Here is a 13,180-nt window from a genome sequence, read left to right as displayed (position 1 = left end):
GTAACAACTTTAGAAATCGCAGCCCATGCGGGTCATTGGCAGATAGACGTTAAAATCGCCGCCTTGAATTTGCTCGGGGGCAAATACTTGTTGGCGTGGTTCTGGTGGGTTTTGAACCCAAGCGGTGCGCTGCAAGTTCTGGCGGCTCATCGGCCAAGGCATTAATTCAGGCAAATTGCGGCCTGGAGTTTCCCAAACATAAATATTGCCAGCCCGACTGTGGGCCAAAATCTCGACATAACAATTGTTGTCGAGATCGGAGATGGTTGGGGCGGCTTGAATCCCTTTTTGCGAGCCAGCACTATTATCGCTGGCCGTGCCTTCGTTGGGCAAGCTCAGTGGAAAGCCAGCATGCAAGGCTCCGTTGCGGGCATCAAGCGCATATAGCCCCACAACGCTCGCATAAACCCGATCAAATGCATAGGTACCAAAGACAATATCGAGCTTGCGATCACCCGTAACATCGGCAATGACCACCTCGCTGCCAAATACTTTGCGGGTTGGTGCACCTGCAACAGGTTCCTCAGCATAGAAGTATGACCACATTTGCGTGCCGTTTTCGCGATAGGCGCGAATCGTGCCATCATCGAAGGTAACTACAAATTCCTTTTCGCCATCACTATCCAAATCGGCGACAACAATCGGATTGTTGGGGGTGAAGTTGACATCCAAGGGTGCGCCAGCGCGTTTGGCATCAGTCCAGCCAGTGCGGCGGGTGCCATTTGGTTCGGTCACAAAAACCGCGCTAGCAATTTGTGGATCATAGTTATTATTCGGCAAGCCATCAGGCGTGCGCACTTTGCCAGCGGCAATGACTTCATAACTTCCATCATTATCTAAGTCGGCAACCGCTGGTCCAGAGCGGGTAAATTCCATATAATCGTGGACATTCCAAGTGGTTTGATTAACATTTGTATAGGTCTGGACTGGCCAGCCACTATATTGGGTACCGTTATTATTATAGCGATAGAAATAGATTTCATCGCGGCCCACCAGAATTTCTGAAAAGCCATTATTGTCGATGTCGGCCAAAGCCGGGTGGCCCCAAATGCCTGAACCTTTAGCTGAGCTTTGGGGATAGCCAGTAACCACATTACCTGTGTAATACCAAGCATGTACATTGGGTGCAAAATTGGTATTGCTGCCTGCCTCGTTGGTGGTGGTGGCAATCACCTCAAGTTTGCTATCGCCAATAATATCGGCGACGGCGACGTGCACCACTTCGGGGAAGTTGCCGTTGGTGATGTAAGCCCATTCCATTTCTTTGGGCCAGCCGCTCAAAATGGCCCCATTGCGTTGATAGACAATCACCTTGCCGCGTTGACCTGCATTCGTCCCCTTGCCTCGTGTGCCAACCACAATTTCCAATAAGCCATCGTTGTTGATATCGGCGACCACCAACGAACCATTGATCCGAGGGGTGTTGGCACATGCACCGCCAGTCATCCAGGGGAAGCCAGGCAGCAATTGACCATAAATGTTGTAGCCCCAAATACAACCAGTCGCATCGGCTGAAAGAATTTCGGGCGAGCCATCTTTAAATAAATCAACGACGGTTGGTGAGGAAAAATATGAGCCATTGGGCTTAGTCGCCGGAAATCCAGCTCGCATGGTGTAGGCATTAGTGGCGGCTGGGCTAGCGGGGCTTGCTGCGTCGAGTGGCTCAGCAGTGGGCGTTTCAAGCGACTTTGCCGAAACAGTGCTCAAGCTAAAAATAACCAGCAAAACAAACATCATCCTTCGAATAACCATACTAGACACTCCTCTTGACTGCAAACGTGGCAGTTCCATGGAAATAATGGGTTGATCGTGCTATGCTAGCGCTGGATTGACCATAGGCCAACAGTCCTATTCGCCTTTAAAACTTTATTAACAACTATGTATTTTTTAATAAATAGGAACAAACGATGAGTGATTCGATTTTGGCGCAGGCCGCACCGCCTGCTGATCAGCGGATTTGGTATGGAGCTGAGCCGCTGCAATTTGCTGATTTGCGCTTACCGCCAGGAATCGGGCCATTCCCAGTGGTCGTCGTTGTCCATGGGGGGTTTTGGCGAGCACGCTATGATCTTGAGCATATTGGCCATGTTTGTGCAGCCCTGACAGCTTTGGGCTATGCTACTTGGAACATTGAATATCGGCGGGTTGGCAATGCTGGTGGCTGGCCAAATACTTTTTTAGATGTTGCCCAAGCTGCCGATTTTGTGCCCAGCTTGGCCCAGCACTATCCAATTGATCCGCAACGGGTCATCAGTTTGGGCCATTCGGCTGGTGGCCATTTAGCTTTATGGTTGGCGGCGCGGCCTAAACTGGCCTCAACCAGCCCGTTGTGGCAAGCTCAACCGCTCGGATTAAAAGGAGTTGTGAGCTTGGCGGGTGTCGCCGATTTGGCTTTGGCTGATCAACGCCGTTTGAGCCAGCAAGCGGTGCAGGAATTATTGGGTGGCTCGCCGGAAACCTATCCCGAACGCTATCATGATGCTTCGCCTGCTGCCTTATTGCCCTTGCATGTGCCGCAAATTGTCTTGCATGGAACTGATGATGGGCCAGTGCCCTTTGCGATTAGCCAAAGCTATGTTGAGCAAGCAATGGCTGCTGGTGATCAGGCGCGTTTGGTGCCGCTGCCAAACGCCCATCACTTTGAGTTAATCGATCCATCGAGTCGTGAATGGCCTGCCGTTGTTGCTGCTGTTCAGAGTTTATTGGCCACCCCATAGGCTTGGCGGGTTTCTTGACGGAGCAATAACCACAGCCCAGCGATTGGCAATAATAATGGCGTAAAGCCATAGCCAATCCCAAAATCGCTCCAAACAGTATCTTTCGGAAACCAATCGCGTTCGATCAAGGTCAAAATGCCGACCGTGATCACGCCTAAAAGTTCAATTGCACATACGCCCATGGTTATGCGCCAAGCTTGGGGTGAGCGTCGCCCGAATCCCAAGAAAGCGATTCCATAGATCAATGCCGCGATGGTGGTTAAGCCATAGGCCAGTGGTGCTTGGTTGAATTTGGTGGCAACTTGGAACAAGGCGCGAGCACCAGCCGAGATTGCCAACACACAATAGGCGAAGCGTAAAACTCGACTACTGCCTGCTAAAACTTCCGATTCGTTCGATTGATCAGTCCGCGCCATTGCGCTGTTATCCTTTCAACAACAAAAAACGCTGAGCAACATTGTTGACCTCAGCGTCTAAGTTTTGTATAGCATACCATAAAGTTGCTGCAACTTCGCCAGAAATCGAGCTTATTTGTTGATTGAGTGGCTGAATTTTTGGGCCAAAACGCTTTTGAGTACGCCTAAATGTTGGCTGGCTTCTTTGATCAAGGCTGAACGCATCAGTGGGGCAAATGGGCGTAAAAACCATTTGAAATCAATCGCTGTGCTAATGATGATGCGAGTGCCTGTTGGCTCAACTAAAAACTGATAATCCATATCCGATTGCATCAATGCCGAGCTAATCGTGAATTTAATTTGCTGCGGTGGGTTGTAGTGATACACCTTTAACTGCATTTTCATGGGAATGCCCGCAACTTTGGCGTGCTCCTCATACATTGCGCCAACGCCTTCGCCGCTGAGATGTTGGGTATAGGTGACTGGCAACCACCATTCGCGGTTGTTTTCAAAATGGCATACATAGTCAAAGGTTGTCGATTGATCGGTGCTGACCAATTCGTTGGCGCTGATGCGTAATGGATTTGGCATTGGTACTTCCTTCCGCTACACGCTTAACCACCCAACTCCGACATACCGCGAACGGTTGGCTTAACTCCATCAGGCAGGCCATGGCCCCATGGTTTGATCCAGACGGCATGGCGGATCAAGGCTTCTAGCTCTTCGTCGCTGCCGCTGCCACGGAGCGCCGCTCGGAGATCAAGCTCATTATCGCGTAGCAAACACAGGTGTAATTTGCCATCAGCGGTGAGCCGCATGCGGTTGCAGGTGGCACAAAACGGGTCGCTAATTGAGCTAATAAAACCAATTTTGCCTTGTGCCCCAGGAATTTGATAGGTGCGGGCGGGATCTGCGCCATACCAACCAAGAAAATCGAGGCCAAATTCAGCCTCAATTTGCGCAATTAATTGGTTGCTGGGTACAACCCCATTATCGGCAACATCGGCTACACCAACCAACGGCATGACCTCGATAAAGCGCATTTGCCAAGGTTTATCGATCGTCAGCCGCGCCAAATCGAGCACCTCATGATCGTTAACTCCACGCACAACCACACAATTGAGTTTTAATGGAGTCAGCCCAGCCTGCTCGGCGGCTTCGATGCCAGCCCAAACTCGTGCCAAATCGCCGCCACGCGTGATTTTGCGGAAGCTTTCGGGGTTGAGCGAATCGATGCTGATATTAACTCGCTTGAGGCCAGCATCGGCCAATTGCTGGGCGATCGGAGCCAATAATAAGGCATTGGTGGTCATCGAAACTTCGCTAATGCCTGGGGTATTGGCAATCGCCTCGACTAGGCTGACCAAATCGCGGCGTAAGGTTGGCTCGCCACCAGTCAGGCGAATTTTTTCAAAGCCAGTTTGAGCCATAATCTGCACCAAACGAATCAACTCAGCATTGGTGAGTAGTTCGGGTTTGGGCGCAAACTGCATACCCCATTCAGGCATACAATAAAAGCAGCGAAAATTGCAGCGGTCGGTTAATGAAATCCGCAGGTAATTAATCCGCCGCCCGTGAGCATCGTGGGCGGGGGCATTGCTGCGCGTTTGCAGGGTTTGAGGTTGTTCCAACAATTCAATCGGCATCATCGACTTGCTCTTTCAGACAACAATGACGCATAGCAGCAGCCATGCGTCATTGAAGCGTTGCCAGTGGCAAGGCGCTAGGCCGCCACCATGGTTTCAATACTGATGCGGCCTGCTAAAGTGCGAGCAACATCACGGAACGAATCAGCATAGGCATCTTTGGCGCTTTGGGTGACCGCTGGTTGGCCAGTATCGCCGCCTTCGCGAATTGGCATACCCAAAGGTATTTCACCTAAGAATGGTACACCCAATTTGCTGCTAGCGGTTCGTGCGCCGCCATGGCCAAAAATATCGTAGCGCTTGCCAGTGTCAGGTGCGATAAAGTAGCTCATGTTCTCGACAATCCCCAAGATGGGTACATTCAACTTGCGGAACATCTCAACGCCTTTAATCGCATCAGCAAGGGCTACATCTTGTGGTGTCGTTACCACAACCGAGCCAGAAAGTGGAATTGATTGGGCCAATGTGAGTTGAATATCGCCAGTGCCAGGCGGCAAATCGACGATCAAATAATCAAGCTGACCCCAATCGACCTCGAACAAAAATTGACGCAACATCGATGAAATCATCGGCCCGCGCCAAACCAAGGGCTGGCTATCATCAACAAAATAGCCTACCGAAATGATTTTGATGCCGTGGGCTTCGAGCGGGGCAATTTTTTGATTTTCGGTAATGCCTGGTTTGCCGCGTGCGCCAGTCATCAAGGGAGCGCTTGGCCCATAAATATCGGCATCGAGCAAGCCAACGTTTGCGCCTTCTTGGGCCAAAGCAACGGCCAAGTTGACGGCAACTGTCGATTTGCCTACGCCGCCTTTGCCCGAAGCTACCGCCAAAATATGACTTACCCCGGGAACCCGGGCTTTATCGGGAATCCCATTGTATGATCGTACAGTCGCGGTAAAATCGACCTCGATTTCGCTCACGCCTGGCACTTGAGCCAAAGCCGCTCGCACATCGTTGGCCAGTTGTTCCTTGAATGGACATGCTGGCGTGGTGAGATCGATCAGGACTACCACTCGTCCGCCATCAATGTTAAGCTCTTTGATCATTTTGCGGGCAACTAAATTGCCGCCGAGTTCTGGCTCTTGCACCGTTGCAAGGGCAGCCAAGACTGCCTCTTGTGTTGGCGCATCCGCCCGTTTCCCAAACAAGCCCATGGTGCTATGCGCTCCTATAACAATGATGCGAGTGTCGCGCACCATTGAGCAATCTTGTTGTGTTATTTAGAACGATTATAGCACGACTAGCTATGACTTAAGTCGCTGTTATTAAGGATGAAGGATGAAGGATGAGGGATGAAAGCAGAAGGCAACCATCAAAAGAGCGATATTAGCGAACACAGAGACGCAACGTTTAAATGATGAGGGAACAGTTAATTGAAACCGCGAAGAGCACGAAGGCCACAAAGATCGGTTTCGTGCTCTTCGTGTCCTTCGTGGTTAAAACTAAATGCTGTTATTTATTTTTACGTACACCAGTGAAGCCAAGTGCGCCGGGGCCGATGTGGGTTCCCACGACCGCGCCAATTTCGGCCAACACAATTCGATCAGCGGGGAAAATCTCGTTGAGGCTTTGGGCAAATTCGCGGGCTTCAGCTTCGTTGCGTGAATAGAGCACCGCTAATTCTTCAAATGGAGCCATGCTACGTGCTTCTTCGATCAAGCGGGCCACAGCTTTTTTCTTGCTGCGCACTTGCTCGAACGGTTTTACTTCGCCATCACGCACATCGATAATCGGCTTAACATTCAGCAGTGTACCCAGCAAAGCACGAGTTTTGCCGATGCGCCCACCCTTTTCGAGGTAGCGCAAGGTATCCAAGGCTGCCAACAAGCGGGTGCGCTCGACGATACTATGCACTAAGGCCACAATTTCGTCAGCCGATTTGCCTTCTTTGGCGGCGCGAGCAGCTAATAAGGCCGCCCAACCTTGCGACATGGTGGTGCTTTGCACATCGATCACCCGAATATCAAAATCGGGCAATAACTCGGCTGCTTGCTGGGCTGAGCGAATTGTGCCGCTCAATTTGCCAGCAATATGAATCGAGATAATTGGCTCATCGTTGCCAATCGCCCGATATAGTTGCTCGAACGCGCCGACTGAAGGCTGCGAGGTTGTGGGCAAATTGGTGCTTTCAACCAGGCGGGCATAAAATTGATCATGGGTAATTTCCACACCATCGGCAAACGATTCGGCATCGAAATTAACCGTCAATGGAATCACATGAATGTCGTTTTCTGCTGCCAAACCAGCGGGAATATCAGCAGTGCTGTCGGTTACAATAATCGCCACTTGGCCTCCTTCTGGCATTATTCCAGCCACATTCTTACGAGCAACATTCGGCCAATTGGCAAAGCATTGCTCGTTCAGGGAATAGCTACCCCACGCAGCCGTATAATAGCCGAAAATGGCGCTGCGTGGGGTGTTGCTTTTGGTTTATTCAAGGGTTGATTGCTGCGCAGATTCGGCGCTAGGCTATTCCATGCCTTCGTAGACCACCACACCCATGGCATTTGGCCCGAGGTGCGCCCCAAGTGCCGGCCCATACTCGACAATCATAACTTGATCACGCGGATAGATTGGATCGATCTTTTCGAGCAATTTCTCAACATCATCGGGCGTGGTGCTGTGCATAATTGCTACTTGTTCGACCTTGGGGAAATCTTCAATAAAGGTAAATAAGCCTTCAATCGCTTTAGCTCGGGTGCGGGTGCGATCATAGGGCACAATTTCACCATCATCAAGAATTAACAACGGCTTGATCCGTTGCATCGAGCCAAGCATGGCTGAGGCTTGGGATAACCGTCCGCTGCGTTCGAGATAATCAATTGAATCAACAAAAAACACCACATGAGTCAATTGAATAGTTTGCATGACAACGCGATGCACTTCATCAATTGAGGCTCCGTCGAGCGCTGCCCGCGCCGCGGCTATCGCCACCATGCCCAAGCCCAGCGAAGTCGAGGTACTATCAATCACCTCAACGCGGGTCAGCGAAGCTGGCAATTTATCGCGGGCAATCGTCGCCGATTTAACCACGCCACCGAATCGATTCGACAAGTGAATTGAAAATACCCCGTCATATTCACGGGAAAATTGACGATAATACTGTTCAAACACTCCTGGTGCTGGTGCGGTCGTATAAGGATACGGCCCACCCTCGGCCATCCGCCGATAAAACTGCTCGTTGCTAATGTCGATCCCAGCTCGCAACGTCTGATCACCAAAATGCACATAGATTGGAATAACGGTGATATTCAGCTCTTGTGCAAGTGCTGGTGGAATATCAGCAGTGCTATCGGTAATAATCTTTACTCGCGCCATAACCCAACATATCTCCATCGCGCCGTCAGAAACGGGGCTGTGTATCACTCCGCAGAGAGAATGTAATCATAAAATGGTTGTCCGCCGTTTTGCACCTCAACATCAAGCGCCGGGTAGGTCGCATTGATTTTGTGGGCTAGTGCTTCAGCCTGTTCCGCCGAACATTGTTCGCCATAATAGATGGTAACGATCTCATGATCGTCTAAATCCATCCGTGCTAAAATGCGATCAATCACTTCGTCGGGCTGATCGCCAGATTCAACCAGTGCGCCATTGAGCAAGCCAATCGTTTGGCCGTCGCGCACTTCAACATCATTAACGGTAGCATCGCGCACGGCGGTGGTAATTTCTGCCGTGGTAATATCTTTGATCGCGCGGCTCATGGCCTGCACATTATCGCTTGCGCCAACCGCATAATTAAAGGCAAACATCGCCGCCATACCTTGAGGCACGGTTTTGGTTGGAATCACATGCACAACTTTATTGGTTACTTGCTGGGCTTGTTGCGCCGCCAAAATCACGTTGCTATTATTGGGCAACACAATTACCTCTGGCTGCGGCAACTTATCGATCGCCGTGACCAAATCTTGAATCGAAGGATTCATGGTTTGGCCGCCAGTGACCACCTCGCCCACATTTAATGATTCGAACAGCACGCGGAAGCCTTGGCCTGGCGCAACTGCGACCACCCCAACATCGCTAACTGGCTCGTCGAGCTTGACGCGGGCTGGTTGGCTGGCTTGTTGGGCTTGGGCCGCATGCAGATCGCTGCGCTGTTTATCCATATTGGTGATTTCAATTGCCCCAAGGCTGCCCCATTGCACGGCATAATTCAGTGCATCGCCAGGCCGCAACGTGTGCAAATGCACCTTGACCAAGCGCTCATCGCCGACCGCCACCACCGATGTGCCCATTTCGGCAATCGTGTTGCGCACATCTTCGTAAGGGATATTTTCGCCTTGGATCATAAAGTTGGTGCAATAGCCAAAATCATCATCGCTATGAATGTCGTCAAACGCCATCGCTAACTGATCGACGGGTGCAACGCGTTGTTCGAGTTGTTCGCCACGGGCAAAGGCACGTGCGCCCTCGAAGAGCAGATACAAGCCCTCGCCGCCAGCATCAACCACCCCTGCATCACGTAACATTTTCATGAGGTTGGGCGTATTATCGACCGAAACTCGCGCACCTTTAACAATTAAATCCAGCACTTCATGCCAATTCATTTCGGGCTGAAATCCGGCGCGAGCGGCTTCGCTGGTTTCGCGAATAACGGTAAGCATCGTGCCCTCGACCGGCTTGATCACCGCCTTGTAGGCAGTGGTAGCAGCCTGTTCGAGCGCAGTTACCAGAATTTTAGGCGTACAAACCTGCTGGCCGGCCATGCCCTGCGAAAGCCCGCGCAGAATTTGCGAAAGAATCACGCCCGAGTTACCGCGAGCGCCCATCAAAGCCCCGCGATAGACCCGTTCAGCCACCACGGCGACTGAGGCATCATTCTGAACATCCTTGAGGGCGGCTGTCAGCGTAAGGTTCATGTTGGTTCCGGTATCGCCATCGGGCACAGGAAACACATTTAGGGCGTTGACAGTCGCCACATTCTGGCTAAACCATGCGGCGGCTGCGCGGAATACCGCCAACAGCCGCGTGCCATCAATTTGATTCTTCGGTGCGCTGTCCACGCAGACCTCCCATTACGCCAAAACGTCGCCAGCGGCTGGGCTGGCCTTCGGTTACATCTTTTGGTTCTTTATCAGCTTGTTCGATCCGCAAGCCTTGGACATGCACATTGACCGTGATATTGGCCTCGCCAAGTGCATGGACCACCGCATATTGGACACTTTCCATAATATTACGGGCAACTGTGGCAATCCGCGTGCCATACTCGATGATCACAAACAGATCGACCGTAATTGCCTCGGTACTCACTTGAACGTCAATCCCTTTATATTGATCTTCTGGTCGCAAAACATGGGCGACACTATCGCGTAAGTTGCGCGGGGCCATGCCCACAACACCGTAGCACCGTACTACCGCCCCGGCTACCACAGTAGCAATGGCGCGAGAATGTACCTCGATGCGTCCAGCGTCATTTTGGCGCACATTCGCGAGACTTGTTTTCTCGTTCACTCGAACAGTCCTCGCAACTAGATGGTTCGATGGTCGGCGCTCACGAGCGTCCGGTTTTGATGAGAATAGCGCGGAACCAACCGCGCTACTGCTTTATGATACCCGATTATGCAAGAGCTAGCATATGCCATAATGGGCTGCTGCCCATGGCCTAACTACCATTGCTGCTGACGATTGTTGGTTGTAACGCCAACTGCAAGCAGCATGCTCTGAACGAATTAAAAAAGTTGCATCAGAGCGCGTCCTATGGTATAGTCAGCGGGTACAGCCACCGAGGGTGGCTCTTTTTAAGTCTAAACTACGGAGGTCCGCCCATGGCAGTCTGCCAAATGACGGGGAAAAAGCGCTCCTTCGGCCACAATGTGAGCCACGCTAAAAACCGCACCAACCGCTCATGGAAACCAAATATCCAATGGGCTATGGTTGAAGTTAATGGCCAAATGAAGCGAATGAAAGTTAGCACCCGCTATATTCGCACCATGTACAAAGATCGCTAATGACTTTTTCACCGCAGAGGTGCGTTGCGGCAAGTAACCTCGGTTTTGACCGCAACGCATTATAGCGGATAGCTATACCCTTTGCAATAGTTTTTAACCATTATTTCACCTCTCTTTTTGATACCTAACACATACTATAATCCTGCAATGCATACTATAGTCCCATTGTATACTAGCACTTTACTCCTAACCTATGAAGAAACTTTGAACATCTTTAAACTACCCCTTTTGGCTTATTGATCTTGACGAATCTCTTGCTATACTATACTTGTTATACTGTAACTGTAAGAATTACAGTTCGTGGCGTGGTTTTTGCTTAGCATAATCCAGATGGTAAGCAGCCCACCACAATCCATCTGCACATCCAAGCTTACCAGACGTAACGTAGTAGATTGCATAGAGAATCCTGCGGGTTCAATAGATAGCTTTCGTGCGCCGCCAGCAGCGAAAGCCATAGTGGGCGTAGCCCAGCGAGCGTGGACGATGACAAAGTATGAAACGATGAATGTAGCAAAAAACCAACCGGAACTCGAAGATGCCCCCGAGGGCTGGGAACTTGAGCCGGGTTTTAATGATGAAGACGTAGAATTAGCAATTGTAAACCTACGCCGCAAAAAAACGCTCTATTCCGAGGCTGTCGAAGATTCAGTCCAGATGTATTTGCGTGAAATCGGCGAGGTTGAGTTGCTCACCGCCGAGGAAGAAATTACGCTGGCCAAGCAAATTGAAACTGGCCGCAAAGCAGAACATCAGTTGCAAACTGAGCAGTATGCAACCTGGGATGAACGTACCGCCCTTGAACGCCGCGTTGATTTTGGCAACGAAGGCCGTCGCAAGCTGACCCAAGCCAATTTGCGCTTGGTCGTGAGCGTCGCCAAAAAATATATCGGCAATCACATGTCGTTCATGGATTTGATCCAAGAAGGCAATATTGGCCTGATGCGGGCAGTTGAGAAGTTCGATTATCGCAAGGGTAATCGCTTTTCAACCTATGCCACGTGGTGGATTCGCCAGGCAGTTACCCGGGCGATCGCCGAGCAAAGCCGCACCATCCGCTTGCCAGTGCACTTGAGCGAATCAATCGCCCAAATGCGCCGCGTCGCTTACCAGCTTGAGCAAGCGTTGCAACGGGAAGCAACGCCCGATGAATTGGCTGATGCCTTGGGCGTAAGTTTGCGCAAAGTCAAGCGTATGCTGAATGCTTCGGTCCAGCCCGTTTCATTGGAGCAACCGATTGGCAAAGAAGGCCAAGGTCGCGTTGGCGAATTTTTGGCCGACGATACCGATGAAGCACCACTTGAGCAGGCTACCCGCATGATGTTGCAAGATGAGTTGGCCGATGCGCTTTCACAATTGCCCGACCGCGAACGCCAAATCTTGTTGTTGCGCTATGGTTTGGCCGATGGCAAACGCCGCACGCTCGAAGAAGTGGGCGCTGAATTCGGGATTACTCGCGAACGCACCCGCCAAATTGAAGCTGAAGCGATGCGCCACCTGCGCCAACCCAATGTTGGTCAACACCTACGAGCTTATCTCGATTAATTGCTAAATTCTGTTGGTTCAATCGCCCTCGCTGCCGTTTTGGTGGCGAGGGTCTTTTTTTTAAAGGTCAGGGGTGAAGCACATTCAACGCATGCTGCTGGTATAATCGCATTCTCAAATTAATCCATGGAGTATCCAATGAGTGAATTACGCGGCTTTTCGCTAAGCCAAGAGGAATTATTTGTTTGTTTGATTGTGGCCGATTTGCCCTTGCCGCTGGGCTTTGACGATTTGGCCAATCAAGTCTTTGGCGATTTGCCTGAGCAATATCAACAATATTTACTAGGAGCCGCCGAACGGAGCTTGATCGCCCACGGCCTGCTCGAATTAACTGATGACCAGCCTGTTTTGGAGCCGATGGTGGCCGAGTGGCTGAGCATTATTAGCCAACCCAGCCAAACATGGGTGATTTTGCATCAGCCTGCTGGCCAAAAACAACAGGCAAACTATATTCATCATGCCAACCAGCAATACCTTTTTCATCGCGGTCAAGGCGGTATTCACCAATTGATTGCCCTCCCCCACACACGCGAGATTGTGCAGGCAGCGCTGGATATTATTGAGCCACCCGAAGTTGAAGTTGCCGAAACGCTAACCGGAAGCTTGAGCGAAGCAGTGTTTCGGAGCATCGCCAATATGCGCACAATCAAACGTGAACAGGTGGTTGAGCAGTTGCAAGCTGGCGGTTTAGCTGCCAATGTAGCTGAAGCGTTTGGCCAGAGTTTTGAGCAATTGCGCTCGATCAGTGCCTTAGCGTTGCTTCAAAATAAACCAGAAAGTAGCGTGCAACAGGCTTTTACCTTGGTTTGTGGTGAGCAGCAACAATGGTTGCTTGTGCCCGAAGCCGAAGGTTCGTTGTATGTGCGCAATCTCGATCTTAATGCATTAGTCCAGGTGCTGCACAATTTTGCTCACCCGCAGTAAGCCAAGTC

At 50.9% G+C, this 13,180-nt stretch carries 13 protein-coding genes; 4 read left to right on the top strand and 9 right to left on the bottom strand.

The window, feature by feature from the left end:
- Positions 1-9: 9 nt before the first annotated feature.
- Positions 10-1,752, bottom strand: a complete 1,743-nt coding sequence (locus tag LCH85_10075) for a VCBS repeat-containing protein (GenBank protein MCA0352330.1) — start codon at positions 1,750-1,752, stop codon at positions 10-12.
- Between the two features lie 155 nt (positions 1,753-1,907).
- Here LCH85_10075 and LCH85_10070 point away from each other — a divergent pair, with 155 nt between their 5' ends.
- The gene (locus LCH85_10070; protein MCA0352329.1) at positions 1,908-2,717 is read left to right on the top strand and encodes an alpha/beta hydrolase; all 810 of its coding nucleotides are present in this window, start codon (positions 1,908-1,910) and stop codon (positions 2,715-2,717) included.
- On the opposite strand, the gene LCH85_10065 is transcribed toward LCH85_10070, so the two are convergent.
- The 8 genes from LCH85_10065 to LCH85_10030 form a co-directional block, all read right to left on the bottom strand.
- Entirely contained in the window at positions 2,693-3,133 is a 441-nt protein-coding gene (locus LCH85_10065; GenBank protein ID MCA0352328.1) for a hypothetical protein, read from the bottom strand. The two genes, LCH85_10070 and LCH85_10065, sit on opposite strands and share 25 nt — an antisense overlap.
- A gap of 111 nt (positions 3,134-3,244) precedes the next feature.
- Entirely contained in the window at positions 3,245-3,703 is a 459-nt protein-coding gene (locus LCH85_10060; GenBank protein MCA0352327.1) for an SRPBCC family protein, read from the bottom strand.
- A 23-nt stretch (positions 3,704-3,726) separates the two neighbouring features.
- Positions 3,727-4,761 (bottom strand): GTP 3',8-cyclase MoaA, encoded by a 1,035-nt coding sequence (moaA, locus tag LCH85_10055; GenBank protein MCA0352326.1) that lies wholly within the window; start codon positions 4,759-4,761, stop codon positions 3,727-3,729.
- 74 nt (positions 4,762-4,835) lie between these two features.
- Entirely contained in the window at positions 4,836-5,915 is a 1,080-nt protein-coding gene (apbC, locus tag LCH85_10050; protein ID MCA0352325.1) for an iron-sulfur cluster carrier protein ApbC, read from the bottom strand.
- 298 nt (positions 5,916-6,213) lie between these two features.
- On the bottom strand, positions 6,214-7,047 hold the full coding sequence (locus tag LCH85_10045; protein MCA0352324.1) for a DegV family protein: 834 nt from the start codon (positions 7,045-7,047) through the stop codon (positions 6,214-6,216).
- Positions 7,048-7,230: 183 nt separating this feature from the next.
- Positions 7,231-8,079, bottom strand: a complete 849-nt coding sequence (locus LCH85_10040; GenBank protein MCA0352323.1) for a DegV family protein — start codon at positions 8,077-8,079, stop codon at positions 7,231-7,233.
- 44 nt (positions 8,080-8,123) lie between these two features.
- On the bottom strand, positions 8,124-9,761 hold the full coding sequence (locus LCH85_10035; GenBank protein MCA0352322.1) for a DAK2 domain-containing protein: 1,638 nt from the start codon (positions 9,759-9,761) through the stop codon (positions 8,124-8,126).
- Positions 9,733-10,209: an Asp23/Gls24 family envelope stress response protein gene (locus LCH85_10030; GenBank protein MCA0352321.1), complete on the bottom strand. Its 477-nt coding sequence runs from the start codon at positions 10,207-10,209 to the stop codon at positions 9,733-9,735. Before LCH85_10030 ends, LCH85_10035 begins: the two co-directional genes overlap by 29 nt.
- A gap of 314 nt (positions 10,210-10,523) precedes the next feature.
- Between LCH85_10030 and rpmB the strand changes: the two genes are divergently transcribed.
- The 3 genes from rpmB to LCH85_10015 all read left to right on the top strand — a co-directional run bounded on the left by rpmB (position 10,524) and on the right by LCH85_10015 (position 13,172).
- The gene (gene rpmB / locus LCH85_10025) at positions 10,524-10,706 is read left to right on the top strand and encodes a 50S ribosomal protein L28 (GenBank protein MCA0352320.1); all 183 of its coding nucleotides are present in this window, start codon (positions 10,524-10,526) and stop codon (positions 10,704-10,706) included.
- A gap of 483 nt (positions 10,707-11,189) precedes the next feature.
- Positions 11,190-12,248, top strand: a complete 1,059-nt coding sequence (locus LCH85_10020; GenBank protein MCA0352319.1) for a sigma-70 family RNA polymerase sigma factor — start codon at positions 11,190-11,192, stop codon at positions 12,246-12,248.
- A 138-nt stretch (positions 12,249-12,386) separates the two neighbouring features.
- Positions 12,387-13,172 carry a hypothetical protein gene (locus LCH85_10015; protein MCA0352318.1) on the top strand — a complete coding sequence of 262 codons (786 nt, stop codon included), beginning with the start codon at positions 12,387-12,389 and terminating at the stop codon, positions 13,170-13,172.
- Positions 13,173-13,180: the final 8 nt, after the last annotated feature.

It is taken from the genome of Chloroflexota bacterium (assembly GCA_020161265.1).
In the GTDB taxonomy this organism is placed as follows: domain Bacteria; phylum Chloroflexota; class Chloroflexia; order Chloroflexales; family Herpetosiphonaceae; genus Herpetosiphon.
The sequence above is the reverse complement of the archived record's forward strand: the minus strand, read 5'-3'. Positions and strand labels throughout refer to the sequence as shown.